Source organism: Vibrio sp. Vb2131, from assembly GCF_033338535.1.
Classification (GTDB): Bacteria; Pseudomonadota; Gammaproteobacteria; order Enterobacterales; family Vibrionaceae; genus Vibrio; species Vibrio alginolyticus.
The window spans coordinates 58,281-84,009 of the sequence record NZ_JAWOSW010000018.1; the positions used below are offsets into that span (position 1 = coordinate 58,281).

Genomic DNA, 25,729 nt, shown 5'->3' on the forward strand with positions numbered 1-25,729 from the left:
AGACATAATTAACAGCTTAACAACTTGTCTCAAAAGGTAAAAACTCTCAGTTCACAAAATCTCTTTATTATCGAGTGATTAACTCATACCGTAAAAACCTGGGAAAAACAGCAAAGACGCCAACACAACAATCTGAATCGCGATGAATGGCATCACACCTTTGTAGATATCTCGCGTAGTAACCCCTGCTGGAGCGACACCTTTTAGATAGAACAAACTAAAGCCAAATGGCGGTGTGAGGAACGACGTCTGCAAGTTCATCGCAATAAGAATCGCAAACCACGTCATATTAATGCCCATCAATTCAGCGACTGGCGCAATAATTGGCACGATGATAAAACAGATTTCAACGAAGTCGATAAAGAAACCTAAAATCAGAATCACCACCATGGTAATAATAAGGAATCCCCACTTTTCACCCGGCAGTTCTAACATCCACTCTTCAACTAAATAATCACCACCGGTGTAGGTAAATGCCATTGAGAAGGCGGTCGCACCAAGTAAGATCGCAAAGACCATTGCGGTTACTTTAACTGTCTCTTTTGATGCATCATAAATCATCGACCAACTAAACTGTTTATACAATAGTGATAAAATTATCGCACCTGCACCGCCCAGTGCCGCTGACTCTGTTGGTGTTGCAATCCCTGCAAAGATGGAGCCCAATACCACGATGATCAATGCTAAAGGTGGCAATACAGCTTTCAGTGCGGTGAGCACTTCTTGTTTACGACTGATCGACTCATCGCGCTCTATCGCCTGTGCGGCTTGAGGGTTCAACTTCGCGTAGATGAGAATATAGATCACATAGGCGCCAACAAGTGTAATACCGGGCCAGATCGCAGCTTGAAATAGGTCCCCTACCGGTACGCCAAGTACATCACCCAACAAGATCAACACGATAGAAGGTGGGATAATTTGGCCCAACGTGCCAGACGCACAAATAGTCCCACACGCTAAACCTTTGTCGTAATTGTACTTGAGCATCACAGGAAGAGATATTAAGCCCATCGCAACAACTGATGCGCCTACCACACCCGTTGAAGCGGCAAGCAATGCGCCAACTAACACGGTAGAAATAGCGATACCACCGCGAACGCCACCGAACAAACGCCCCATTGATTCTAGTAGCTGTTCAGCAAGCTTCGTTTTCTGTAGCACTAGCCCCATAAAAACGAACAGCGGTACGGCCATTAGCACCGTATTTTCCATAATGGACTGAATTCGATATGGCATAAAAGCAAACATCTCGATACCTTCAGCCCAAACACCAAAAATCAGCGCGATACCACCAAAAGTAAAGGCAACGGGAAATCCCAATAGAAGCGCAAAGAGCGCAACAAAAAACATCACTATACCGATCATAATGACTTCCTTTTACGACTTACCGTTATTACCGGCATAGATGAGATGAGGGTTGACAATTTTGTTGATTGAATGAAGTAACAATCCAATACCACTCACCGCCATAAAGAAAAATGACAGCGGAATCATCGCTTTGATAATCCAACGATATGGTAAGCCACCTGGGTCACCAGACGTCTCGCCTAACGCGTAACTTTCCTTGGCGAAATCAATACCAAACCAAGCTACCAGTAGGCAAAAAGGGAATAAGAAAAATAGTGTGCCTATGATGTCGATGATGGATTGTGCTTTGTAAGATAAGCGTTCATAAAAAATGTCGACGCGAACATGGCCACCGGACTTAATTGCGTAAGGCACACCAAGCAAGAACACGGCAGAGAATAGATGCCATTCCATTTCTTGGAATGCGATAGACACATCATTAAACACGTAACGCATGACAACGTCGTACACAACGTTTGCTAACAACAAAATAAACAGGATGCTGGATAACCATCCGAGAAAATCGCTAAAGCGGTTAAATAATCGCTCAATATAAATAAGACTTCTCATTCCGAACTCCGTGGAACGTTTAGATGCGCTCCGCTATGGTGCGGAGCATTCATTATGAAGTTTTCTTGGGCTTCGATAGCAGGCTAAACCTCTTGGCATCGCCTGCTTCATAACGTTATTGTTGAGCTTGACTGTTTAAGTACGCTCGGTGCGAAATATCTGACCATGGTCGAACTTGATTCATATAGTTCGCTTGCGACTCTTGAATCTCTTTCGCCAAAGCATCTTTTTCTGCATGTTCTTTCAACAAACGATCGTTTGCTTCTCGCAACGCAGCTACGACTTCAGGTGGGAAATCTTTTACTTCAACATTTGGGTATTCAGACTTAATAGATGCCCAGTTTTTGCCGCTTTCGTGTTTCGATTGCGTGTACATATCGTAAGCGGCCGTTTTCATGGCTACTTGCAAAATCGCTTTTAGATCATCAGGTAGACGATTCCAGGTACGCTTGTTAACGAGGAACTGAAGCTCAGTCGCTGGCTCATGCCAACCTGTGTAGTAGTAAGGTGCGATTTTGTGGAAGCCCATACGTAGATCCAGCGATGGACCAACCCATTCCAAGGCATCAATTGTGCGACGCTCTAGAGAAGTATATAGCTCACCAGGGGCGATATTCGTTGGCTTGGCACCTAACTCAGCCAAAATCTCACCAGCAAACCCTGGGATACGCATTTTCAAACCCTGTAAGTCCTCGACGGACTTGATCTCTTTTTGGAACCACCCGCCCATCTGAGTATCGGTATTACCGCCAGGGAAAGACATCAAGTTATGTGGAGAGTACACTTTTTCCATCAGCTCCATACCACCGCCGTAGTAAAACCATGCATACTGCTCAGTTGGCAACATACCGAAGGGCATAGAAGTGAAGTAAAGTGTGTTTGGAACCTTACCCTTCCAGTAATAAGACGCTGAGTGACCCATGTCATACTGACCCGACTTAACCATATCAAACACCCCAAAAGGCGCTTTATGCTTGTTTGCGGAATCAATGCGGATTTGCAAACGTCCGTTGGACATCTCTTCCGCCATTTTGGCCATGTTTTTTGTGGTATCACCAAAAATTGGGAAATTAGGCCCCCAAGTTTCAGCAAGCTTTAAACGATAGACTTTTTCAGCAGCGTTTACAGAAGTCGCTGCGAGTGCCATCGCGGCAGCGACAGCGGTTGTTTTGAGCACTCGTTTTAAAGATTTTTGGATTAGACTCATCGTTCACGTCCTTTATCACCAAGGTTATTGTTGTCATCCATTTCATTAGGATTGGCTGTATTCGGTATAAAAGATGTAACAATGTTGTCTAATGCGAAATGGGCATGAACACGGAAGCAAGTAATTCATCAATAAGGCATTAGCCTAAGGTATTACGTACAAGTACGTAGGACAATCGTCATGAAAAAAGACTGTTAATAGCAAAATCAATAAATTATATTTTTATCTATGAATAAAAATAAAAGACAATACGTACGTATTTTTCTGCCAAAAAATTTACATAGTATTTAAGAAAATGTGACAAACCACTTATTGGTAGTGTTAAAGTCAGTACTTAATGCATTATTTCCAATACCAAGATAAAAAAATACCTCGGCATCGGCCGAGGTATTCAATCTAGAACGGTAGCGGTAATTAAACTGCTTTGTAGATAACTTTGTTACCTGCTAACTGCTCTTTTTGAACTAGGTTTTCTTCAAGAAGCTTCTTTAGTGCGCCAGTAGCCCATGATGCCGCTTTAGTATCTTCTTGACCTGCAGCTAGACCGATGCCTTTAGGGTTAATACCTTCAGCATTCGCAATAACGATGTCTAATACTTGTTGTTGCTTAGGAGTAAGGGCAACATCAACTGTTTTCACTGCAGCTACTTTTTTATCAGCTACTACTTTCTCCGCAACAGCTTTTTCAGCAACAGAAGGTGCTACTGCTTTTTCCGCAACAGGCTTCACTGCTTTAGGTGCTGCAGCTAAGTTTGCTACTGTCGCTTTAATGCGTTTTTGCAGTTTCATCTGCACTTTACGCTTATGAGCAAGTCTCATTGAATATTTCTCCAGTTCACTGCATCTCAGCAGGGATGAAAATTTGAAGCGCGTTTTATACCAAAATTCACAAGCAATTTGTAGGTTTTAGCGGCGAAACGCGATGAAAAATGCGCTCAAAGCATAGAACGTCTACTATTTAATCAGATATTTTATGAACGGATTTATTGAATACTGGGTATAAAAACAGAGGTTTGTTTTATTTTAAATGCAAGTCAATGCACATAAAGCTGCCCACTCATTTTTGAACAAGTATTCGATGAGGTTATAAGCATGGAAACGCTGCACCTAACAAATTCACATTTCAAACCCGACTCCCCTATCAACAGAATACTTTTGTTGCTCGTTGCACTCATCACTTTGTTTTTGGTTGCCATTTCTCCGGGATGGAAGCAAGCCATGTTGTCGGTCATTTTGATGTCTGCAATCGTTGGTTTCGCCATCTTGATGATTAAGAAAAGCCAAGTCACTTTTACGCTGACAGCTTCTCACTTTCAGCAACACCTTTTTAAAGGGGGTTGGGTCGTCAGATGGCGAAATATTGAGTCAATCGGTATTTGTAGCTACCAACAGGAAGGGTGGCACCAACCGCTACCTTGGATCGGTATTCGTCTAAAACACTACTCACCCTACTTAAATTCAATCTGCCCTCGTATAGCGACAGAAATTCTCCTCAGCCAGCGAGCACTGCTTTACTTAGGCGCGAAACAAAATCAGTGTGAAGATAAGTTTGAGGATATGGTGCTTGACCCTAAACCGTATATAAACAGAGATGGGATTGAGTACAAAGGTTTGTTAGCGATGCTCGCCAACCGGATGAAGTATCAGAGAGGTTTCTACGGCTACGATCTATTTATATCAGCAAGTGATCTAGATCGTGAGGCTGAGGACTTTGTGGGACTGACTCGGCGATACTTAGCTGCCGCCGAGCCAGAATAATGCTTAGTACACGCACTTTTAGTAAAGCGGCATCTCGTCAGCAACGAACGGGTTAGTTTTACGCTCGTGACCGAAAGTCGATTGAGGGCCGTGACCAGGGACAAACGTGACATCATTGCCTAAAGGCCACAATTTCTCTTTGATAGAGCTAATCAACGTATTGAAATCGCCTTGTGGGAAGTCAGTTCGACCAATGCTACCGTTAAACAAAACGTCACCCACAAACGCTAAACGCGCTTCTTCGCTGTAAAGCACAACGTGACCAGGTGTATGACCAGGTGTATGGAATACGTTCAGCACTTGATTACCGAAAGTGACAGTGTCACCCTCATTTAGCCATTGGTGCGGTTCAAACGCTTCTGTCAGCGGGAAACCAAACATTTGGCTCTGACCTTCCAAACCTTGCAACCAGAAGTTATCTGCCTTGTGAGGGCCAACAATCTCTGTACCGCCAAGCAGTGCAGACAGCGGCTCCGTGCCACCTACGTGGTCCAAGTGACCGTGTGTTAGCACTAGGTTTACCACGTCAACACCCAGCTCTTTGATAAGCATAGCGAGCTGCTTTTCATCGCCGCCTGGGTCAACCACAATGCCTTTCATGGTTTCGTCACACCAGACAATAGAACAGTTTTGAGAGAAAGATGTTACTGGAACAACTTGGTATTTCAGAGCCATAGATAACCTATACCGAATAAATTTGCGTGAAAACTGCCGCAACTATGACACTAAGGCCTAGCGACTTCAAGCTTTGAACTGTGAGTAATCGACGACGTTCTGAGACTAGAAACCTTGTCTCAACTGGCACTACCAAGAACGAACAGCACCCGTATCGATATGAACAAAGTTACTGCCTGGATAATAACCCACGCCACCGGCTTTTAGGCTTAATGCAGCATCACGAACTGTTGAAAGCTTCACACCGTCTAAACGAAAATCAATGGCCTTCCCTTCCATGTGCATGCTCTTTTTCGCTACACGAGAAGACCCGTTGCGCAGCGAGGCATTAGTGGCAGGAGAACGGTAACCTGAAATGACGATCACCTCTGCTTCTGTACCAATTAACTTTTGAATTTGACTTATTTGATCGAACAAGCGTCTATCCATGGGATGAACCTCATTTCGTCGATGGTCTCGACAAAACTCATTCAGCCTTTGCAGTTCATCATTAATGTATCGTTTTCCATCGAAATAGCATGTTTCGAGGATCTCTCCAGTATTAAGGTTGTTCATCGCCAGCGCACGTGGCTCGTCAGGGAGTGAAGCCCAAGAAAATGATGGCAGGGCAGACGCCAACACCACACCACCAGCGGTCATTTTAAGGAAATCTCGGCGGGAAAAGTTACGACTTACCATTTCAAAATACAGTGCTCAACAACTAGACAAGTCGTGGACATTAACCAAACACATTTGTCACGTCAAACGCATAAAACACTCCATCTTGATTTTCAGACGCAGTAATTATTGTTTAATTATTGAACGAAAAGAGAATTCTTCGTTTTGTAAATTTTCCTTAAAGATTTCAACTGCGGTGATCGTACTTATAGATATCATCACGGTAGTAAAGCGTTCCCTCTTCCAACCATGCTGTTTGATAAATGATGTGTACTTGAATGCGCTCTCCCAAAGGAACTGACGTGTTAGACCGACGAGAACTTTCTCGCTTTTTCGCTAAACGTTCTTCCAACCCCTGAGTTTTGAACAGAAGTTCTGCTAACTGGTCTGCATGTTCTACACGAACACATCCTGAGCTGAATGCGCGTCTGTCCTGTTCAAACAAGTTCTTACTTGGCGTGTCATGCAAATAAATAGCTTGTGGGTTAGGCATATTGAACTTGTACAATCCCAGTGCATTTTGTAAGCCCGACGCCTGTCGCATACGATAAGGAAATGTTCTCGGATTCACCGTTGCCCAATTGATGGTTGTAGGGTCAATAATTTCGTTCGAAGTCCAAGACCGAATGATTTGAATGTTATGGTTAATCAAATACATCGGATTACTTTTTACTTTAGGAATAATGTCTTTAACCATGATAGTCCAAGGCACGTTCCAAGTTGGGTTGAGAATAACTGAATCCAGTGCTACCGACATGATGGGCGTTTTTCTTGATGCTCTCCCTACCACAACTTTAGACTCAAACAAGGGTTGACCGTCATGCCAATACGTGACTTCGTATCCAGGCACGTTAACAAAGACAACATTATCCCTTTCTTTCGACCAAATTCTTGAACGCTCAGAATTCAACGCCAGCAGATGCAATCGCTCTTGAGGAGAAAAGTTGATCCATCGAATGGTATTCGGGCCGATAACGCCATCTTCTTTCAAACCATGAATACGCTGGAACTCTTTTATCGCAAGCTCTAATTGTTCGTCATATTCTTCAGTGACTAAATCCAAGTAAGAAACATCTACGCCTACGATCTCCATTCGCTCAATCAATAGGGGTCTGTTTTCTAATATATCGCCAACACGTGCTAGCCCAGTTTGTTGATAGGCAGGATATTGGTACTGAGAATGTTCCGATAGCGAAGAATATGCGGAGTAGAAAGCATCATCTGTTTGTAATGGAGACCGGAGACTTGCCAAAAACTGACCAAGTTTGCCAACCGTAATCTCATTACTCAAAACCGATAAAGTATCGATGCTAGGAGCGGGTAACGTAACATGGGCTTTGTCTGTAAATAGCCAATTAATCCCTTCTTCGGGGAGTTGCTCAAGATAACTAAGGTACATCAAGAGTGAATCTGTCATCACTAAATCGAAGTCGAGATTATCTCCCTGCCACCTTACTTGGTTTATCCGGTGAAGTTGATTTTCGAATTCATCGGTGACATCCGCAAGTGCAACCAGGTTTACTTGAAAAAGAAACTGCTCAATATCACTTTCATTTTCCCAGTTCAAACGGTAATTGGTGCTTTGATACAGTTGATCAATCACCTCTGGATAATGGATCATTTTTTCTACAGACAGCTTTTGTACCGCTCCCTCTTGCTCGACTTGCGCTGAAGCTTCGAGAGAAACGACGGTGGAAAAGCTGCAAAACGGCACCAGAAGTGCCGTCATGATTAAAACCCTAGCAAACACTGAAATGATCCTTGCGCTACTTGCCATAATAAAAAGTATGGCAAATATCTCACAGCTTGCAGGTTTAAAATTAAGAATCTGATGCCGAAAACGACAACAAAACTCTCTATAAGTAATTACTCAATGATCTTTCTAGATAATTCTCGACCAATGGTTGTCCCATTGCACTCCGCTTGCGAAGGTACTTTTTGACTCCTCTGGTCTTTGCTCTACCACTTTTCCCGCCCCAGAGCTGACTCGGAATTCATCACCGTAGATCACAACACCAGAAGCGTCTGGTAACGCACTTAGCTCTACCAATTTGCCAGTAGACTTAGACCATATACCATAACAACTGCCTGGAGGCGAAGTGGCTAAGATCCATTCATCGGTTGCTGCAATACTCGCAACGTAGTGATTGAACCGCGCCCACTCTTCAGGCTCAGCTTGTAGATCTTGCATCTCACCACCACGCGTGTGCATGGCGATCAAGGCTGGATACTCGTCCGGCTCACCACGATATTGCTGACCACAAAGCACGGTTTCCGCACCATCATGGGCTAAATGGCGAATGCTCAACTTATGATCCGGTAAAGACACTTGATCCAGTAGCTCACCCTTCTGTGAAAGGTAACTCAGGCTGGGTTTCATGCTATCAAGATTGAGAGGTTCACGACCGTTAGTGTGTACGCCACCGACGCCAATCGCCAATACACCATCAGGCATCATGATCACTTCATGAGGACCAAGGCCAAAACCCGTTAACTCATCAATCTTTTGATATTGCTTCTGCACATCATAAACACCAATGATCCCGCGGCTTGTCCCCCTCTCCCCTTCTGTGGTAAATAGCAACGTGCCGTCATGGGAGTAAACACCATGTCCGTAAAAATGACGATTTGGCGTTGCTAGTTGCAGTTTGATCATCTGCTCTGAGCGATAATCAAACACCATGAAGAAAGTACCAGGTCGACGACCAAAAACTACGGCGTGGCCTTGTTGGTTGGTTGCTACACCGTGACCACGCTCAGGAATCGGCAATGAAGATAGCGGCATACCATGCTCATCCGCCACCACCGCTGCGAATTTATCTCGACCAATGATAGAACAGCCGATCAACGCAGGTTCACGTGAGCTTGTTGAAGCACAACCAAATGGCATCATAGGTATAGCCGCCCCGAATAGAGCGGCTTTCAGCAAGGTTCGGCGGGTTTGATCAGTCACCATCGGTTGCATTAAATCCTATAACTACGCCAAGCTCGATCGCCACTTCTTCGTGAATCAGGTACTTCAATTGCTCTAGCTTATTGTATTGAGAGAGCACCATGCGATAGCCTTCTTTTGTTTGTAGTGCAGCAAACAAGCTCTTATCTTCTGGCCAAGTTTCTAACGCCATTTCAAACTGATGAACGACACGGTCTGCGAGATCTGCATGGCCTTGCTCTCTAAGTAGCGCATCTAGACCATTCCCGTTAGCAAAGTACAACGCTTCCATCCCTTGAAGGTTGGCTTTTAAGTTTGAAAGCGAGGTCTCTGAACGCCACGATTCTGAGAAATACGGGCGAGGCTTACCAATCTTCGCTAGCGGTCGGCTCAACTTCTTCATGCTGTATTCAAGCTGATTCGAGAGCAGTGAAATGTACTCAGACTCCCATTCCGTCATCTCTAGCGATTTCCAAGGGTTCTCTGCCCAAGAATCCGCGATGATCTGCGCTTTGTTATCGAGGTTTTCTGCAATCGCTACGCCTGTCGCACAAGTATTGCCGTAGCTAGATAAGGTCGACGCTTTATCGTAAAGCAGCCATTCCAATGCACCTAAACCTTGTACGGTGACACTTTGGGTGGAGATATCTTCTGCACTCCAAGCTTGATCAGATTTTGTCAGTACGGACATTTTACGACCAGTGGTGTTCTTTTTATCTGGCCAAAACTGAACATTCCAGCTTTGCTCCAGCGCCGTAGCAGGGCCACGTTCTTGACCTTGTAATGCCATCCACGCAAGCATAGTTTGATGCCATTGCTGTTTTACTTGTGCATCATCCTTCGACTCTGATGCGCAGTAATCTGCGAAGCGTTGTTCAAGTTCTGTGGTTTGCGCTAAAAACGTCTGAGCTGATTGAAACTCCACCTCGTACACGCTTTGAGAAATATGACTTGTACTCTCAGGCTTGGCAGAGCTCGAACCGATGGTCGATTGGCAACCAACCAAACTTAACGTTGCGGCAATCGCACTCACTAACAGTGTCTTTTTCATGGTTAGGTCCTTATAGAGAGTTCAGAAACGCAATGAGAGCATCACGTTCTTTTTTGTTAAGAGCTAAAACATTTTGTTTCGCCGTTTCAGCTTCGCCGCCGTGCCACAACACCGCTTCCATCAGGTTACGAGCGCGGCCATCATGTAGAAAGTAAGTGTGTCCGTTTACTTCTTCGGTATAACCAATGCCCCATAGCGGTGCTGTTCGCCACTCGCGGCCGTTTGCTTGATATTCCGGACGGTTATCGGCTAAGCCTTCACCCATGTCATGCAAAAGCATGTCGGTGTATGGGTGGATAAGCTGCTCAGAAAGCGCTGGTAACTCTGGTCGCTTGGCCGTTTTAACACTGGTCTTGTGGCAGCTTTCACAGCCAGACGCAGCAAAGATTTGCTGACCAAGTTTCACGTTAGGATCATTGACGTTACGGCGAATAGGTACGGCTAAGTGTTGGCTGTAAAACTCTACGAAGTCGAGAATATTTTCACTCACTTCAGGTTTGCCGCCATTTGGCATGTCGTCACAAATGCTTTGTTTCGAGGTACAGTTTTCATTTGGGAATAAATGGCTCGTAAGACCCACATCACCATTAAATGCTGCTGCATTTTGCTGCATTAGCGTCGGTTGTCCTGCTTTCCAGCCAAAGCGACCAATCGAGAAGTCGTCCTTCTCAATATCCCACACCTTATTTACTTTGCCTGAGATACCGTCTTTGTCGGCATCTTGTTCATCAGCCCAAGCAAGTAGCGTTTCGTCGGGAATACTCTCTAACAAACCAAGGCCGATCATTGGCGGTGCCACGCGTGCTGAGAACTCGGTATCTGGGTGCATATCGCCGTAACCCAGTTCGGTAATGTTCAAATGAGGTTTTCTTAGTGTCACCGTCGTACCGTCTTTAAATTTCACTGGGACATCGGTGTAAGTGATTTCGATTTTGCCTTCTGGCGTTTGATCTTGCAGGGCGAAATCTTGAAGCTGGCCACCATAAGTCGGCTCAGGTATGCCGCCATCTTTGATGTAAGCTTTCTTTTGTTCTGGCGTCATCGCAGGAATGCTTAAGCGCACTAACATAGACACGGCATGTAAATCATCTTTCTCTGGCGGATGACCACGACCGTCTTTGATGTGACAATTCTGACAACTATTGGTGTTAAAAAGCGGGCCTAAGCCATCACGAGCGTCTGTTGACGCTGGCGCTTGTACCCAAGGGTTACGGAAAAAGCTGTTACCTACGCTAAAGTCGAGGCGTTTGCTCATTGGCAAGTTAGCAGCAGGAAGAGAATAGGCATTCGCGCCATCTTTTTTAACACTGGTTTTGCCACCAGACTTAACATCGTAAGCCATGGCAGAAGAAGAAAGGATCGCGGCTAGCGCAGAAATTAGGTATGGCTTCATATCATTGCTCTACATAGACAACAAGGGTGATAACAACGAGCTCAAACGTCAAAAGGGCTCACAAAGAGCCCTTATTTATTATGGTTTTCTTATTAAAACTCGTGGTCAGCAGTATCAGGGCTTAGGCTGTCGATGCCGACAATGTTTGCCGCTCGCTCAATCGCACCGGTTTGCGCTACCAACGACATGATGGTGTCGTTTACTAGCGCGTTGCCTTGTGCGTTACCCGCCGCAATAAGTTGGTCAAAGTGCTGGTTGTTCTTCTCTGCAGAAGTCACTAGCTCACCAACTTGGCTACGTGTTGTATCAAACTGCTTTTGAATTTCGGTCGCGGCTTTCTTGTCTTTTTGAGCAACAAGGTCAGCGATACTTGGACCAGATAGCTCTTTGCCGTTTACACCTTTGTATGTACCTGTGTAAACGTTGTAGATGCCTTGCTCATTGTAGTAGTGAGAGTTGTGCGTGTTGTCTGAGAAACAATCGTGTTCGTCTTCAGTCGAGTTTGCCTCTAGTGCCACCTTCATGCGCTCACCCGCTAGCTCACCTAGAGAAAGAGAACCCATGCCGAATAGCATCTTACGTAGACCATTCTCAGCAGATTCATTTAGTAGCTCTTCACGGTAGTTGCCTTTCACTTCTGCGGACCACTGCTTTTCCATCCACTCAAGGTCTTGAACCAGTAGATCAGCGGCCGCTTTTAGGTACTCACCACGACGATCACAATGACCATTCGTACACTCAGAACCGACAACGAAATCAGTGTAAGCACGTTGACCTGCACCCGCGTTAGTGCCGTTTAGGTCTTGACCCCAAAGCAAGAATTCAATCGCGTGGTAACCTGATGCAACGTTTGCCTCAGAACCGCCTACTTCGTTTAGATCCGCTAGCAATTCTGGAGTGATTTTTGAAACGTCCAGTTTAGAAGCACCGATCTGTAGGCTAGTGTTCGCGATGATGTTGGCAGCAGCGCCCTCGTTACCCAATTCGTATTGGTAATCAGCCGCTACGTAGTCAATCAAACCTTCATCAAGTGGCCATGCGTTCAGCTGACCTTCCCAATCATCAACAATCGCGTTACCAAAACGGAAAACTTCAGACTGTTGGTAAGGCACGCGAGAATCTAGCCAAGCTTGTTTTACTTCTTCAAGCTTTTTCGCTGATGGTGATTGTAGAAATTCGTCGATTTTCACATCAAGCGCTTTCGCTGTTGTTACTGAATCAGCAAATACAGCATGGGCAACGTCCGCGTAATGTTCGACTACTTGTTGTTTAGTTACTGTGGCAGCAACGGTAGAACCACTGGCAATGAGGAGTGATGCAGCAATAGATTGGACTAAAACTTTTTTTGCATTCATCTGAAGCATCCTTGTTGAGCTTTTCAATTATCGTATTGGTAGTGCTAATTATTCTTATTTGCACTTTAGTCTCGAGATAATACAAATTTACAATTTATTTGCAACTCCAGATACAAAAAAACCTCATAAAAATGAGGTTTTTCACAGACTTTATTGTCAGTTTTATCTTTAGGATTAAACCTTTAGGTCATGTTTTCCGTGAGAGACTTTTGCCTTCAGATAATTTTCGTTGCCATCTTTGATATGCGCAGAGGTATTGACAACCTCGCCAATTTCAATTCCGTACTCAGATAACTCACGAATTTTCTTAGGGTTGTTCGTCACGAGGCGGATCTTATTCACGCCTAAAGCTTCTAGCATTTGTGCTGCTTCTGTGAAATCACGCAGGTCATCATCAAAGCCCAAATGGTTGTTAGCTTCGTACGTGTTCATGCCCTGGCTTTGTAAGCGGTATGCATCGATCTTATTGTACAAACCAATACCACGACCTTCCTGACGGAGATACAAGATGATACCACCGGACTCGCCCATGCGATTGATCGTCTCTTCTAGTTGCTCACCACAGTCACAGCGTGAAGAGTGGAACACATCGCCTGTCAAACACTCAGAGTGCATACGAACTAAAGGCATGTCCTGAGTTTGGTCCGCTTGTTTAAAGATAATAGCAACATGCTCTTTGTCTGTCTTCAGACCATGGAAAGACAGAATTTCGGCATCAATGTTACTTTTTGCCCCGACTTTAAAATCTACTCTGGCACGTACTTCCGCCATATCTATACTCACTCGATTTATTGCTTGATGCGCTTGATGCGTTTTCGTTATTGCATTCATGGGATTTACTCGTTGCTCTTCAACTATGGGGACTGATACCGCATTTTGCAATATAGAGATCACAATTGAGGGCAGTTATCCACTCAAGACAGCAAAAGAGAAACACTCTCCAACTGAACAATTGTTATATTATAACAATTTAAAAAAACTACAATAAAAAACCCCAGACAAATTTTGTCTGGGGTTTCAAGAAGGTCGTTTGGTCTATCTTTTAATGGGTCTGACTGCGCTTCCAAACGGCGAGTTCAATCCAAACTGCTTCGAGTTCTTGGATTTCCTCGTCGGTCAACACGGCGAGCGTTGAAGTAACTTGAGGCAGGTTCGGTGATTGCAATGCACGAATCTGCGAATAGAAGTCTTTTTTAAGTTGTAATATAACTGAATCCACTGCGTGCACCTATTTCGTTCTTTTATTACTTATCCAGCTCAAAATTTTTATTTTCTTTATACTGGAAACTTCATAAATTCGGAAAAATGATAACATTCTGCTTGTTAAGTGCACAATTTATTTTTAATAGTGGAATAACGGTCACATTAATTACGCTTCACCATTCGGATCGAATATAAGACAAAAAAGATCAAAAATAGCACAGGAAAGATCCACAACAGCGCCGTGGAATAATTTAATGGTGGTTGGTACAGAACAATATTCCCATAACGAGCAACTAGATAGTCCTTTATTTCTTGATCTGAGCTGCCTTCATTGGCCATCGTATACACTTTCAACCTCAGGTCTTTAGCCGCTTGTGCATTAGACTCGACAAGGTTTTGGTTTTGACACTGCGGGCAGCGTAATGCCTTGGCTAACGAGGTTGCACGCTGTTGCACTTCAACGGAATGAAATTCAAACAGATCAACATTCTGTTCTATATCCGCACTTCTCGTGAAAGGAGAAAATAGTATAAATAGGATGAAAGTGAGGAGAAGATTATTAAATCGAAACATTCAAGTATCCTGAAAATATATCGTTCCATTTATCTGCCGTTAGCTCTCCACGATATTTGATCAATATACGACCATTTGGATCAATCAAGTAAGTTTCCGGCGTTCCGATAACACCTAGCTCCACAGCGAGCTTTCCATTAGGGTCACTAATTACTTCAATATATGGATTTCGTTTAGAGCTCAAATATTCACGAGCGGCTTGTTTTTGATCTCTATAATTCAGCCCAATAATAGGCACACCGAGTTCTGCTAACTGCAATAATTCTTCATGCTCTCGTTTGCATACTCCGCACCAAGATGCCCAAACATTCAATAATTTATATCCGTCGCTTTTGAACAACTGCTCAGAAACCATGTCATCAGAGATCAGAGAAGTAGAGCGAAAATTAGGTGCATCTAAATTTCGTTGTGGGGACAATTCAACATGTGGTCGCTCAGACAAAGCCACCGCAGTTACTACAGCAAACACGGCAACAGCCACAAACAGACCTGCGAGTTTAAGCGTATTTCTCGATCGCATTGATAGCCTCTCTCCTTTTCTTTAGGCCGGTTAATAGCGCACCAAACACAGCTAGTAGCCCGCCAGACCATATCCACCAAATACCTGCGCGGTACTGAACTTTAATCGCATAAGCATGAGTATCGACTTTGTCACCCAATGTCACGTAATAATCGCCATGCCATAGTGAACGAATCGCAGGCTCGGTCATATTCATCACTCGCACAGGGTAATGACGCTTTTGCGGGTTGAAATTGAGCATGCGGCCATCTTCCAAGTGCAAGGTGATCTGTCCTTGTTCCGCGGTGTAGTTTGGCCCCACCAGCCATTCGATACCATGATAATCGATAGTGATCCCCGCCCTTTGTTGAGAACTGCCGGGTTCGACACGTAAATTATGTTCATATGAGTAGTGACTGTTGAATACAGCTCCACTCACCGCCAGCGCAAAACCGATATGTGCCATCACGATTGGCATGAGTTTGCGCTTATTGGAACAACGAAACAGCATAACGAGATGCGCCACAATCACCCAAGTAGCCAATATTATGGTTAGCAATACTTCGAAATGCAGTACGTTCACTGAGAACATAAACCCGATCCCAGAGACTATAGATAACGCAATACTAATCGCGATATCAGTGCTTCCACTCGGAACTGCTCCTTTTGTCCATTTCAGCACTGGCATGAATGCTAAGGCAATCAGAGCCAGTATGCTTAATGGAAAGGTCAGACTATTAAAGTAAGGTGCGCCAACCGAAATGTTCCCTAAGCCGAGCAGTTGATAAACCATCGGATAAAAAGTGCCAAGAAAAACGATGGCAGTCGCAATAACCAGCAGCCCTTTGGCGATATAAGCAGTGTAAGCTTGGCTCGCTAGAGATTGAAGTTTGAAACGAGGGAGCTGTTCTCCTCGCAAAATCAGTACGCCAAAAGTGATAATGACAAGCAAGCTCAATACACCAATCAGCACCAAACCTTTAGTTGGGTCCACCGCAAAAGCGTGCACTGAAGTCAGCACGCCAGAGCGCACCACAAATGTCCCTAAAATGCTTAGGCTGAACGTAGCAAACGCCAGTGCATAGGTGCTCCAAATTGCGCCTCTGTTACGTGTTGCGACAACACCGCTGTGCAACAAAGCAGTACCAGTAAGCCAAGGGAGTAGAGAAGCGTTCTCCACAGGGTCCCAAAACCACCAGCCGCCCCACCCTAGCTCATTGTACGCCCACCATGATCCCACCAAGATACCCAACGTGAGCGTTCCCCATGCAAAAAACGCTGCGCTTCGAGCAACCACATACCAATCGCTCATCGGTTGTTTACCCAATAGCGCTGCTAATGCAAAAGCTAATATTGCTGCGTAACCGACATAACCGAGATAAAGCAATGGTGGATGAATGATAAGCCCAACATCTTGCAACATTGGGTTTAGATCTCGTCCTTCCGACGCCAATACTTGGGCATACTCGAACGGGTTAGAGGTCATTAACGTGAACCAAGCAAATGTCGCAATAAGAAGGTTCATGATTCCTAAACAGTCACAAGTATATTGGGCGTTGAGCGGTGACTTAAATGCAATAAACGACGCCCATAAACTCAAGGTGACGACCCAAAACAACATGGAGCCTTGGTGCCCGCCCCAAGCGGCAGCAATCTTGAATGCTACGGGAAGTTGACTGTTGGAATGCGTAACAACATATTCCAACGCGAAGTTGTCTTGCACGAAGCAGACGATCAGAAGTGCTAAACAAATGAAGGAAGCTAAGCTAATGATGTGGGACATCGCGACTTGATGCGGCAATGTCGCCTTCTTACTCATAGCACGACGTAGCCAATGCAGCAACGATGCACAAGTCGATGTTACAGCCACCAATATCAGTAAGAAGAACCCTAGCTCAGCTTCCATTTATCCCCCTTACACTATGGTCATTTGACCGGCATATAGAATGAAAGTACGCAGCATAAGTACGCCAACCAAGCTCAACGTCGTGACCACAAAAACGTAACTGCCTCTGTGGCGCACTTCTGAAGGCGTTAACCAATTGAGAGTCAAAGGCGTTATCATGCCGATGAACACTACGCCAACCCAGAACCATTGAGCCCAGAATCCACTCGAAATAGCATTCCAAGCCGCGACTTCGTTCTGACCACCGCTGAAGATCAGTCCGGTAAAGAAGGTCACTAAGACAAACAGCTCAAACAATACTACTGGGCGTTCAAATCCGTGTACCCAAGACACACTTGGGCTGCTGGTCGACTCTTTAAATACCAAGATACCGAACATCAAGCATGCTGCTGCACCCGAGGACAAACTAGAGAACAGGAACAAGATTGGCAGTACTGGATTGTTTAGCATTGGGTAAGTCTTCAACGCAGACAATAGAAAGCCAGTGTACGCTGCAAGTACGATGGCTAAGAAGCTCAAGAATAATTCAATTGCGTTGTTGGCTTTCCCCGCCTTAATCAAAATGCCATCGGCAAAATCCAGCAGTTTGCTTGGTAACTTCCCTTCACAGAAGCTGATGATTTGATGGCGGAAGATAACGCCAATCCAAACAAACAGCACTAGCATGTACACTTGGAACAAGATCACGCCCATCGACATCACAGACGTTGGGTTGTAGTAGATCATGATCTTCCAAAACTCTAAAGGCTTGGTTAAATGGAAAATCAAAATTACCAACCCAGCAATGATGCCAAATGGTGCGAGCCAAGCCATCGCTTTCATGATGCCGTTGTTTGCGGGATCACCTTCAATCACTTTGCGTTTTAAATAGATAGAAATAATCACCGCACCCGCTGACATCCCAGCAAAGAATAAGTAAATCGCGATGATCCAATCCCAGACTAACGAGTCAAAGTGGAATGCACTTTCGAAGCCGTTCATGATGACACCTCCCCTTTGCTATGCGGAATTTTGTACAGTTTAGGTTGCGTAACTAAATGCGATTTATCGCGATAGACAACATGGCTTTCGATAGCTTTGCTCACCTCGCTAGTTGGGTCATTTAAATCACCAAAGATGAGTGCTTTTGTTGGGCAAGATTCCACGCAAGCTGGCTGCTTACCTTGCGCTAGGTTGGTATCACGGCAGAAGTTACATTTATCCGCAGAGTGATCGACTGGATTAAAGAAGCGCACTTGGTAAGGGCAAGCAGCAAGGCAATAACCACATCCGACACATTTCTCTTTGTGTACATCCACGATGCCGGTCGCTTCATCTTTGTATGCAGCGCCTGTTGGACAAACGTATACACATGGTGGGTTATCACAGTGCTGACAGGATTCACGAGTAAACTGGTATTTCACATCTGGGAACTCGCCAATCGGTTCACTGCGATGAATTTTAAGTCGCGTTACGCCTTCAGGGACTTTATTTACTTCGCGACAAGCATCGGTACAAGCGGTACAGCCAATGCAGGCATTTTCATCATGAACCATACCCATGCGTTTCGCTTGTTCACGGTTGCTGGTATAAAGAGAGGAGCTAACAACGGAAGTGCCTGCAACGCCTGTAGTTAAAATCAACGCGCCGCTGCCGGCTAAAAAGTTTCTTCTCGAACATTTCATGCTATCTCTCCTCTTCTTTGGCAAGTTCAGGTTCGACGGCAAATTCAGAGTGACAATCCACACACTGCTTGATCAGTTGTTTTCTGTCGTACGACAACGCTTTGGTTTTCGCTGTGTGTACATCGTGGCAATTTGAACAAGTGAGGTTTTTGGCGTGCACATCGTGCGTCCAGTGGCTTTCTCTCAGTTGTGTCGGTGCATGGCAATCCACACATCGGCTGTTGGCTTTAAGAATCATGCTTGGATCAAGGAACACTTTGTCGTGTACCTCTTTCGATTGCGCGGCAGAAAACTTAATCACATCAGGCGCGCCTTCACGGTGATCAGGGCCGATGTTGCTATGGCAGTTAGTGCAATTGAGCTGCTTACCTTGACTCAATAACGCTTGCGAATCATGCGATAGATTCAGAGTCTCTTTGGCGTCCTTATGACATTGAAGACACTTGTAGTCTCGGTCACGGATCAACTCGACTTGATGACGCTCAGCTTGAGCACCTTCAATCGGCTCTGAAGAAGTCGCATGGGCGGCGATGGAGAAACCATAGATGGCAAAGACGAAGAGAAGTTTCAGCATTGTCTCTATGGTCAATTTTATATTGCCCATATTGTTCTTTCCTTAGCTCGACAATAATTGATAACTATTCTCAATTATTTATTTGAGCGACAATTAATTTCCTCTGAAGATATTTTCTAGATCTTCAAATGACATCAATTCTTATTTCGGAAAGCCACAACGCTAAACCTATATTTATAATACCTCTATTATTCATAAGGGGTAGAAACACCTGCTCAAAAAGCGAACTAAATCACCCTATTTTTAAAAAGGTTAAAACCCCAAAGCATTGTAGAACAATGACTTAACAACTACCACTTTAGAGGTATATAAATTCAAACATGACTGAGATCACTGGTGTAAATTGATCTAAAACAAGACAAGATTCACTCACTATTTCATCTATCCAATTAAGCAATATTATTAATCGTAGATCTCCAGTTCTTATTTGGAATAGCTCCTCACAACGCTGCTAATAAAAACGAATATGGAGATAACACTGTGAGCATAAAACACTGGATGAGCGCACCTATTGCGGTTGCGACCTTATTCGCCAGCCAATTATTTTTGGTTGGCGCTCCGTTAGCGGCAGAAGAGAAGGATTTTATCGATCCTCGAAATGACGCCTTTGAACAGAACCATCCCGACCAATACCACTCTTGGAAAGCAACATCCGAAAGTGAGCACATAGAAGATGCTCTAAGTGAAGACCCAAACATGGTTATCCTGTGGGCAGGTTATGGCTTCGCGAAAGACTACAACAAAGCGCGCGGTCACTTTTACGCACTTGATGATGTTCGCCAAACCTTACGTACTGGCGCACCAACCGACGAGAAGTCCGGGCCTATGCCGATGGCGTGCTGGAGCTGTAAAAGCCCAGACGTTGCTCGCGTGATTGATGAACGTGGTGAAGACGGTTATTTCGAAGGTAAATGGGCACGCTTAGGCTCAGAAATCGTCAACCCTATCGGTTGTTCCGATTGCCACAACACGGGCTCTGAAGCCTTCAAGAAAGGCGAACCCGCGCTGGCACTGACTCGCCCATACGTCGAGCGTGCTTTTGATACTATTGGTAAAAACTTTGATGAACAGTCTCGCCTAGATAAGCAAGCATCGGTCTGCGCTCAATGTCACGTTGAATACTACTTCACCGGCCCAACTAAAGCGGTTAAATTCCCATGGGATATGGGCACCACCGTTAATGACATGGAGAAATACTACGACGCGTTGAATTTCAAAGATTGGACGCATGCCGTATCTAACGCGCCGATGCTAAAAGCACAACACCCGGGTTTCGAAACTTGGAGAGCGGGTATTCATGGTAAAAACAAAGTGGTGTGTGTGGACTGCCACATGCCTAAAGTGACCAAAGAAGACGGTACGGTGTACACAGACCACAAAGTGGGTAACCCATTTGATCGTTTTGAAGACACCTGTGCGCAATGCCATACCCAAACTAAAGAGCAGCTACAAGGCATCGTCTCGACTCGCAAAGCGCAAGTACTGAACATGAAGCTAACCGCCGAGAAGCAAATCGTAGCGGCACACTTTGAAGCAGGCGCAGCGTGGAAAGCAGGTGCAACAGAAGCAGAGATGGAACCTATCCTACAAGATATTCGCCATGCACAATGGCGTTGGGACTACGCGATTGCTTCTCACGGTGTCCACATGCATGCTCCTGAGGTAGCACTAGAAGTACTTGGTACTGCAGTTGACCGCGCTGCTGACGCCCGTACCAAGTTGGTTCGCTTACTGGCAACCAAAGGCATTACTGACCCTGTTCAAATTCCAGATATCTCGACCAAAGCGAAAGCACAGCAAGCACTGGGCATGGATATGGATAAGATGAACGCAGACAAGAAACACTTCCTAGAAACGGTGGCACCAGAATGGGATAAAGCAGCAGCTGAACGCGAAGCCACATATTAGTCTAACTTGCAGAGGTTAGTTTATAGATACAACAAGGGGCGTACTGAACGCCCCTTTTCTTTCTTTATTATCTTTATCTCTTCATCCTGATTCTATCGAGAGACAAAAATCGAATGTACTAGCGACGAGGAAGCCTAGGTCTAGGTTGAATGTTTGGACGTGCTTTAGGTATCTGCACATTTGGACGAGCAACTGGACGCTGGATCTTCGTTTCCGGTAATGCTTTTCTTTGTTGAACCTTTTCTTTCACCGCCTTGCCTTGTAAAGTCGCTGGTTCAATATGCTCCGGACGATTCTCCCATTGGGTTCGAATCTCTTGCTTTTGCTCGTCAGGCAGTGATTGCCAATGATCGTCAAGTTGGCGTTTCATGTTATCGATATTGGCGGACATATCGTCGTCTTTCCAATCTTCGACTTTGTCTTTGATGGATTGCTGTTGGTCTTCATCTAAACCATTCCACCACTCTTCCAGTTTCTCTTTGTATTCATCGTCGTTATCGCAACAGCCCGGATAGTAATAAATCCAGTAGTCGTCATGATCGTACCACCACGGGTCGTAGTAACCCGATGAATAATAAACCGTAGAGGAAGAGCCAGAATGATCGGAAGAGCTACAACCCGCCAGCACAGAGCCGCACAGCAAAACCAATATGCTTAGTGCTTTATTTTTCATTCGTTGCCCACCTTTCTCTCTATTGCTTGTTAAATTGTACGCTTACAATAGCTCTTTTGCTTTGTTAATAGAGTTAATGATTTGCACCCTATCTAAATTTGGATCATTAGAATCTAATAATATTACCCAGGCATCAATCGCTTCCTGAAATCGGAATGACAGAAAATGATCATTTGCGATCAAAGACAAAGCGGCTTCATTGTGCGGTTCTATCTGCAAAGCTTGCTCCAAAAGCAAGCTAACTTCTTGCGTCATTGATTGCTGGTGAATGTAGTACAAGGTCGTCGCCTTTGCAGCAAGTTGCGTGGCACTGACTGGCTCAGTCAGTTGGATCGCGTAATCAAAACAAATCAGCGCGCCATCAAATTCCCCCTCTAGCAGGTAGCCCTGCCCGAGTTGGAACCACAATTCAGCGTTGTTCGGATCTTCACGCAACTGGTCTTGAATCTCTTTCATGATGTCACGAGCAGTCATCATTCGTGACATTTCCGCTTGTATTGGTTTAGGCGGTGTTTGATGCAGCAATAAGAAACTGGCACTCGTCACGACAAGTACTAACAGGCAAAAGCCAAACCATTGAGCAGGTTTAACTTTTGATGCACTCAGTGATAAGAGTACGATAAACAACCCCATCAGAGTGATGGCAGCGAAAAACCAAACAGACATAACACGTCCTGTAAACAAAGATAACGTCAGTGTACGCATTTCTTACTTTAAATGCGTTGATACAGATACAAAAAAGCCGAGCAACTAAGGGCTCGGCTTTTCATATCAGGATAACGATGTAAGATTACTCTTCGTTACCTTCCTCTGCATCATCAGCAGCTGGAGCTTCTGAAGCGTCTTGCTGCGTATTTTCGCCTGTTGACTCTAACGCTTCTGCATCTTCATCAGCAGGCAGCTCTTCATCATCAACTTCTTCAATACGTTGCAAACCAACAACTGATTCATCTTCCGCAGTACGGATAAGCGTTACACCTTGTGTGTTACGACCAACCTGGCTAACTTCACCCACACGAGTACGTACTAACGTGCCAGCGTCGGTGATCATCATCATTTCATCACCTTCAACAACCTGGATAGCACCAACTACCGGGCCATTTCGCTCAGAAACTTTGATAGAAACTACACCTTGAGTGCCACGACCTTTTGTCGGGTACTCGCTAAGTGCTGTACGTTTACCATAACCGTTTTCTGTAACCGTTAGGATATCGCCTTCGTGCGAAGGAACAATAAGTGATACAACTTGGTCATTTTCAGCCAGTTTCATACCACGAACACCAGAGGCGGTACGACCCATAGGACGAACACCTTTAAACTTGATCTCTGGCTGACCATTCTCATCAAGAACTGGTTTACCATTTTCATCAAGTACTGGAATCTCTTCTGCTTCTTTAAAGCGAACCACTTTACCCGCTTTAGAGAACAGCATGATTTCGTTTTCGCCGTTAGTGATATCCACACCGATTAACGAATCGTCTTCACGTAGGTTCACAGCGATTAGGCCGTTTGAACGTACGTTTGCAAACTGGTTCAACGGCGTTTTCTTAACCGTACCGTCACCTGTTGCCATGAAGATGAATTTGTCTTCAGAGAATTCATCAACACGTAGAATCGCGGTAATGCGCTCACCTTCTTCTAATGGAAGGATGTTCACAATTGGCTTACCACGCGCAGTACGGCTCGCTAGAGGCAATTGGTAAACTTTCAGGCGGTATGTCTTACCACGAGTAGAGAAACACAAGATGTTATCGTGGGTATTCGCCACTAGAAGACGCTCGATATGGTCTTCATCTTTCATCTTAGTCGCACTCTTACCTTTACCACCACGGCGCTGTGACTCGTAGTCGCTCAGTACTTGGTACTTAACGTAACCACCGTGAGATAGAGTAACCACAACGTCTTCACGTGCGATCAGCTCTTCCATGTCAATATCATGGCTCGCAGCTGTGATTTCTGTACGACGAGCGTCACCAAAGCCGTCACGAACCGCTTCAAGTTCTTCGCGGATCACTTCCATCAAACGCTCAGTGCTCGCAAGGATATGCATGAGTTCAGCGATTTCTTCTAGAAGTGTTTTGTATTCGCCAAGAATCTTCTCGTGTTCTAGACCTGTTAGTTTATGTAAACGTAGATCTAGGATAGCTTGTGCTTGTTGCTCAGTCAGGAAGTACTGACCATCACGAATACCATATTCAGGCTCTAGCCATTCAGGGCGCGCAGCATCTGTACCAGCACGCTCTAGCATTGCTGAAACGTTGCCTAAATCCCAACCACGAGCGATAAGACCCGCTTTTGCTTCAGCCGGTGTAGGTGCCTTACGGATAAGCTCAATGATTTCATCAATGTTAGCAAGCGCTAGAGCTAAACCTTCAAGGATATGAGCACGTTCACGCGCTTTACGCAGTTCGAAGATAGTACGACGTGTCACAACTTCACGACGGTGATCAACGAAGCACTTCAGCATATCTTTTAGGTTGAATAGCTGTGGCTGGCCATTGTTTAGGGCCACCATGTTGATACCGAAAGTGGTTTGCAGCTGAGTCTGAGCGTAAAGGTTGTTTAGAACTACTTCGCCCACAGCATCGCGCTTACACTCAATAACAATGCGCATACCGTCTTTATCTGACTCGTCGCGCAGTGCACTGATGCCTTCTACTTTCTTATCTTTAACTAGCTCAGCGATCTTTTCGATCAAGCGAGCTTTGTTCACCTGGTAAGGAATTTCAGTGACGATAATGGTCTCTTTACCATTCTTCTCCACTTCGATGTCCGCTTTCGAACGCATGTAGATTTTGCCACGACCTGTTTTGTACGCGTCTACAATGCCTTTACGACCGCTGATAAGCGCCGCCGTTGGGAAATCAGGACCAGGAATGTAATCCATTAGTTCATCAATAGTGATTTCTTCATTATTGATGTATGCAAGACAGCCATCAATCACTTCGCCAAGGTTATGAGGCGGGATGTTGGTTGCCATACCTACTGCGATACCAGAAGCACCGTTAACCAATAGGTTTGGAATTTTAGTTGGAAGAACCGCTGGGATCTGCTCAGTACCGTCGTAGTTTGGTACGTAGTCTACGGTTTCTTTGTCTAGGTCAGCCAATAGTTCATGGGCAATTTTGGCCATTCGAACTTCGGTGTAACGCATTGCCGCAGCAGAGTCGCCATCGATCGAGCCAAAGTTACCTTGACCATCGACCAGCATGTAACGAAGCGAGAACGGCTGAGCCATACGTACGATTGTGTCGTACACAGCACTATCACCATGTGGGTGATATTTACCGATTACGTCGCCGACAACACGGGCTGATTTTTTATATGGTTTGTTCCAATCGTTGCCTAGTACGTTCATCGCGAATAAAACGCGGCGGTGTACTGGTTTTAGGCCATCACGCACATCTGGAAGAGCACGACCCACGATGACTGACATCGCATAGTCTAGATATGAACCTCTAAGCTCATCTTCAATGTTTACGGGCGTGATCTCTTTAGCTAAATCGCTCATAGAGCCATTATCCCTCTATTATCTGATCGTAATTACGATACGTGTAAGGTGCAAAAATATAACACACAATTCATCACTTCGGCATCACTTTCCCTCTCCTTTTATCAGGTTGTGAGCTTGGTTATGAATCAAATGTCGAGAATTTGCACACTCATCCCATATCTTTCTGATTAGTGGTTATATTTCGGTCAATATTGAGCAAAATCGGACTCTTTACGCGGAAAAGCGATGTAAATTCCTTTAACTACACAACGCGAAAATACAGGTTTTAGA

At 44.9% G+C, this 25,729-nt stretch carries 24 protein-coding genes; 2 read left to right on the forward strand and 22 right to left on the reverse strand.

From position 1 onward, the window contains the following. Positions 1-78: 78 nt before the first annotated feature. The 4 genes from R7E38_RS18080 to R7E38_RS18095 form a co-directional block, all read right to left on the reverse strand. On the reverse strand, positions 79-1,365 hold the full coding sequence (locus R7E38_RS18080) for a TRAP transporter large permease (protein WP_005376871.1): 1,287 nt from the start codon (positions 1,363-1,365) through the stop codon (positions 79-81). A gap of 12 nt (positions 1,366-1,377) precedes the next feature. Next, a complete protein-coding gene (locus R7E38_RS18085) occupies positions 1,378-1,917 on the reverse strand; it encodes a TRAP transporter small permease subunit (RefSeq protein WP_005376869.1) in 540 nt (179 codons plus the stop codon). Positions 1,918-2,032: 115 nt separating this feature from the next. Then, the gene (locus R7E38_RS18090; RefSeq protein ID WP_017636112.1) at positions 2,033-3,124 is read right to left on the reverse strand and encodes a TRAP transporter substrate-binding protein; all 1,092 of its coding nucleotides are present in this window, start codon (positions 3,122-3,124) and stop codon (positions 2,033-2,035) included. A 414-nt stretch (positions 3,125-3,538) separates the two neighbouring features. Beyond that, complete coding sequence (locus tag R7E38_RS18095; RefSeq protein WP_047103233.1) at positions 3,539-3,943, reverse strand: hypothetical protein; 405 nt, start codon at positions 3,941-3,943, stop codon at positions 3,539-3,541. Between the two features lie 273 nt (positions 3,944-4,216). On the opposite strand from R7E38_RS18095, the gene R7E38_RS18100 reads away from it, so the two are divergent. After that, the gene (locus tag R7E38_RS18100) at positions 4,217-4,882 is read left to right on the forward strand and encodes a DUF2982 domain-containing protein (protein WP_005376857.1); all 666 of its coding nucleotides are present in this window, start codon (positions 4,217-4,219) and stop codon (positions 4,880-4,882) included. An 18-nt stretch (positions 4,883-4,900) separates the two neighbouring features. Here the strand turns inward: R7E38_RS18100 and R7E38_RS18105 are convergent, their stop codons facing one another. From R7E38_RS18105 to nrfB, 15 genes are all read right to left on the reverse strand, one after another. Then, positions 4,901-5,557 (reverse strand): MBL fold metallo-hydrolase, encoded by a 657-nt coding sequence (locus R7E38_RS18105; RefSeq protein WP_005376855.1) that lies wholly within the window; start codon positions 5,555-5,557, stop codon positions 4,901-4,903. Positions 5,558-5,686: 129 nt separating this feature from the next. Beyond that, positions 5,687-6,235, reverse strand: a complete 549-nt coding sequence (locus R7E38_RS18110) for a DUF882 domain-containing protein (RefSeq protein WP_031778936.1) — start codon at positions 6,233-6,235, stop codon at positions 5,687-5,689. Positions 6,236-6,401: 166 nt separating this feature from the next. Further along, positions 6,402-7,943: a L,D-transpeptidase family protein gene (locus R7E38_RS18115; RefSeq protein ID WP_062730524.1), complete on the reverse strand. Its 1,542-nt coding sequence runs from the start codon at positions 7,941-7,943 to the stop codon at positions 6,402-6,404. A gap of 153 nt (positions 7,944-8,096) precedes the next feature. Beyond that, positions 8,097-9,179, reverse strand: a complete 1,083-nt coding sequence (locus R7E38_RS18120; protein WP_226083564.1) for a DUF1513 domain-containing protein — start codon at positions 9,177-9,179, stop codon at positions 8,097-8,099. Beyond that, positions 9,160-10,197, reverse strand: a complete 1,038-nt coding sequence (locus tag R7E38_RS18125; protein WP_226083565.1) for an imelysin family protein — start codon at positions 10,195-10,197, stop codon at positions 9,160-9,162. Before R7E38_RS18125 ends, R7E38_RS18120 begins: the two co-directional genes overlap by 20 nt. A gap of 10 nt (positions 10,198-10,207) precedes the next feature. After that, complete coding sequence (locus R7E38_RS18130; protein WP_318081958.1) at positions 10,208-11,590, reverse strand: di-heme oxidoredictase family protein; 1,383 nt, start codon at positions 11,588-11,590, stop codon at positions 10,208-10,210. 92 nt (positions 11,591-11,682) lie between these two features. Next, positions 11,683-12,945 (reverse strand): imelysin family protein, encoded by a 1,263-nt coding sequence (locus R7E38_RS18135; RefSeq protein ID WP_226083567.1) that lies wholly within the window; start codon positions 12,943-12,945, stop codon positions 11,683-11,685. A gap of 174 nt (positions 12,946-13,119) precedes the next feature. Then, a complete protein-coding gene (locus R7E38_RS18140; protein ID WP_025767283.1) occupies positions 13,120-13,716 on the reverse strand; it encodes a GTP cyclohydrolase II in 597 nt (198 codons plus the stop codon). A gap of 271 nt (positions 13,717-13,987) precedes the next feature. After that, complete coding sequence (locus R7E38_RS18145) at positions 13,988-14,164, reverse strand: hypothetical protein (protein ID WP_020480909.1); 177 nt, start codon at positions 14,162-14,164, stop codon at positions 13,988-13,990. Positions 14,165-14,310: 146 nt separating this feature from the next. After that, positions 14,311-14,721: a heme lyase NrfEFG subunit NrfF gene (gene nrfF / locus R7E38_RS18150; protein ID WP_005376841.1), complete on the reverse strand. Its 411-nt coding sequence runs from the start codon at positions 14,719-14,721 to the stop codon at positions 14,311-14,313. Beyond that, positions 14,708-15,241: a DsbE family thiol:disulfide interchange protein gene (locus R7E38_RS18155; protein WP_005376839.1), complete on the reverse strand. Its 534-nt coding sequence runs from the start codon at positions 15,239-15,241 to the stop codon at positions 14,708-14,710. Before R7E38_RS18155 ends, nrfF begins: the two co-directional genes overlap by 14 nt. After that, positions 15,219-17,126, reverse strand: a complete 1,908-nt coding sequence (locus R7E38_RS18160; protein WP_213885500.1) for a heme lyase CcmF/NrfE family subunit — start codon at positions 17,124-17,126, stop codon at positions 15,219-15,221. Before R7E38_RS18160 ends, R7E38_RS18155 begins: the two co-directional genes overlap by 23 nt. A 9-nt stretch (positions 17,127-17,135) precedes the next feature. Then, complete coding sequence (gene nrfD, locus R7E38_RS18165) at positions 17,136-18,107, reverse strand: cytochrome c nitrite reductase subunit NrfD (protein ID WP_226083568.1); 972 nt, start codon at positions 18,105-18,107, stop codon at positions 17,136-17,138. Continuing rightward, a complete protein-coding gene (gene nrfC, locus R7E38_RS18170) occupies positions 18,104-18,790 on the reverse strand; it encodes a cytochrome c nitrite reductase Fe-S protein (protein WP_226083569.1) in 687 nt (228 codons plus the stop codon). The genes nrfD and nrfC overlap by 4 nt, the downstream gene beginning before the upstream one ends. Position 18,791: 1 nt before the next feature. Beyond that, entirely contained in the window at positions 18,792-19,394 is a 603-nt protein-coding gene (gene nrfB, locus R7E38_RS18175) for a cytochrome c nitrite reductase pentaheme subunit (protein ID WP_005376830.1), read from the reverse strand. Between the two features lie 450 nt (positions 19,395-19,844). On the opposite strand from nrfB, the gene nrfA reads away from it, so the two are divergent. Further along, positions 19,845-21,272, forward strand: a complete 1,428-nt coding sequence (gene nrfA / locus R7E38_RS18180) for an ammonia-forming nitrite reductase cytochrome c552 subunit (protein WP_031778935.1) — start codon at positions 19,845-19,847, stop codon at positions 21,270-21,272. Between the two features lie 118 nt (positions 21,273-21,390). Here nrfA and R7E38_RS18185 read toward each other — a convergent pair whose 3' ends face one another. The 3 genes from R7E38_RS18185 to gyrA all read right to left on the reverse strand — a co-directional run bounded on the left by R7E38_RS18185 (position 21,391) and on the right by gyrA (position 25,456). Continuing rightward, positions 21,391-21,945, reverse strand: coding sequence for a hypothetical protein (locus R7E38_RS18185; protein WP_005376825.1), 555 nt, complete (start codon positions 21,943-21,945; stop codon positions 21,391-21,393). Positions 21,946-21,987: 42 nt separating this feature from the next. Continuing rightward, a complete protein-coding gene (locus tag R7E38_RS18190) occupies positions 21,988-22,611 on the reverse strand; it encodes a tetratricopeptide repeat protein (RefSeq protein WP_031778934.1) in 624 nt (207 codons plus the stop codon). 124 nt (positions 22,612-22,735) lie between these two features. Continuing rightward, a complete protein-coding gene (gene gyrA, locus R7E38_RS18195; RefSeq protein ID WP_005376821.1) occupies positions 22,736-25,456 on the reverse strand; it encodes a DNA topoisomerase (ATP-hydrolyzing) subunit A in 2,721 nt (906 codons plus the stop codon). Between the last annotated feature and the right edge of the window lie 273 nt (positions 25,457-25,729).

Bases quoted from the DNA above. Each gene is read 5' to 3' on its own strand.
- R7E38_RS18085 (WP_005376869.1), bottom strand. From the start codon at position 1,917: ATGAGAAGTCTTATTTATATTGAGCGATTATTTAACCGCTTTAGCGAT.
- R7E38_RS18135 (WP_226083567.1), bottom strand. From the start codon at position 12,945: ATGAATGCAAAAAAAGTTTTAGTCCAATCTATTGCTGCATCACTCCTC.
- nrfC (WP_226083569.1), bottom strand. From the start codon at position 18,790: ATGAAATGTTCGAGAAGAAACTTTTTAGCCGGCAGCGGCGCGTTGATT.
- nrfD (WP_226083568.1), bottom strand. From the start codon at position 18,107: ATGAACGGCTTCGAAAGTGCATTCCACTTTGACTCGTTAGTCTGGGAT.
- nrfF (WP_005376841.1), bottom strand. From the start codon at position 14,721: ATGTTTCGATTTAATAATCTTCTCCTCACTTTCATCCTATTTATACTA.
- R7E38_RS18125 (WP_226083565.1), bottom strand. From the start codon at position 10,197: ATGAAAAAGACACTGTTAGTGAGTGCGATTGCCGCAACGTTAAGTTTG.
- R7E38_RS18090 (WP_017636112.1), bottom strand. From the start codon at position 3,124: ATGAGTCTAATCCAAAAATCTTTAAAACGAGTGCTCAAAACAACCGCT.
- R7E38_RS18140 (WP_025767283.1), bottom strand. From the start codon at position 13,716: ATGGCGGAAGTACGTGCCAGAGTAGATTTTAAAGTCGGGGCAAAAAGT.
- R7E38_RS18185 (WP_005376825.1), bottom strand. From the start codon at position 21,945: ATGAAAAATAAAGCACTAAGCATATTGGTTTTGCTGTGCGGCTCTGTG.
- R7E38_RS18080 (WP_005376871.1), bottom strand. From the start codon at position 1,365: ATGATCGGTATAGTGATGTTTTTTGTTGCGCTCTTTGCGCTTCTATTG.
- R7E38_RS18100 (WP_005376857.1), top strand. From the start codon at position 4,217: ATGGAAACGCTGCACCTAACAAATTCACATTTCAAACCCGACTCCCCT.
- R7E38_RS18120 (WP_226083564.1), bottom strand. From the start codon at position 9,179: ATGCAACCGATGGTGACTGATCAAACCCGCCGAACCTTGCTGAAAGCC.
- R7E38_RS18115 (WP_062730524.1), bottom strand. From the start codon at position 7,943: ATGACGGCACTTCTGGTGCCGTTTTGCAGCTTTTCCACCGTCGTTTCT.
- R7E38_RS18095 (WP_047103233.1), bottom strand. From the start codon at position 3,943: ATGAGACTTGCTCATAAGCGTAAAGTGCAGATGAAACTGCAAAAACGC.
- nrfB (WP_005376830.1), bottom strand. From the start codon at position 19,394: ATGGGCAATATAAAATTGACCATAGAGACAATGCTGAAACTTCTCTTC.
- R7E38_RS18190 (WP_031778934.1), bottom strand. From the start codon at position 22,611: ATGTCTGTTTGGTTTTTCGCTGCCATCACTCTGATGGGGTTGTTTATC.
- gyrA (WP_005376821.1), bottom strand. From the start codon at position 25,456: ATGAGCGATTTAGCTAAAGAGATCACGCCCGTAAACATTGAAGATGAG.
- R7E38_RS18105 (WP_005376855.1), bottom strand. From the start codon at position 5,557: ATGGCTCTGAAATACCAAGTTGTTCCAGTAACATCTTTCTCTCAAAAC.
- R7E38_RS18130 (WP_318081958.1), bottom strand. From the start codon at position 11,590: ATGAAGCCATACCTAATTTCTGCGCTAGCCGCGATCCTTTCTTCTTCT.
- R7E38_RS18160 (WP_213885500.1), bottom strand. From the start codon at position 17,126: ATGGAAGCTGAGCTAGGGTTCTTCTTACTGATATTGGTGGCTGTAACA.
- R7E38_RS18110 (WP_031778936.1), bottom strand. From the start codon at position 6,235: ATGGTAAGTCGTAACTTTTCCCGCCGAGATTTCCTTAAAATGACCGCT.
- R7E38_RS18155 (WP_005376839.1), bottom strand. From the start codon at position 15,241: ATGCGATCGAGAAATACGCTTAAACTCGCAGGTCTGTTTGTGGCTGTT.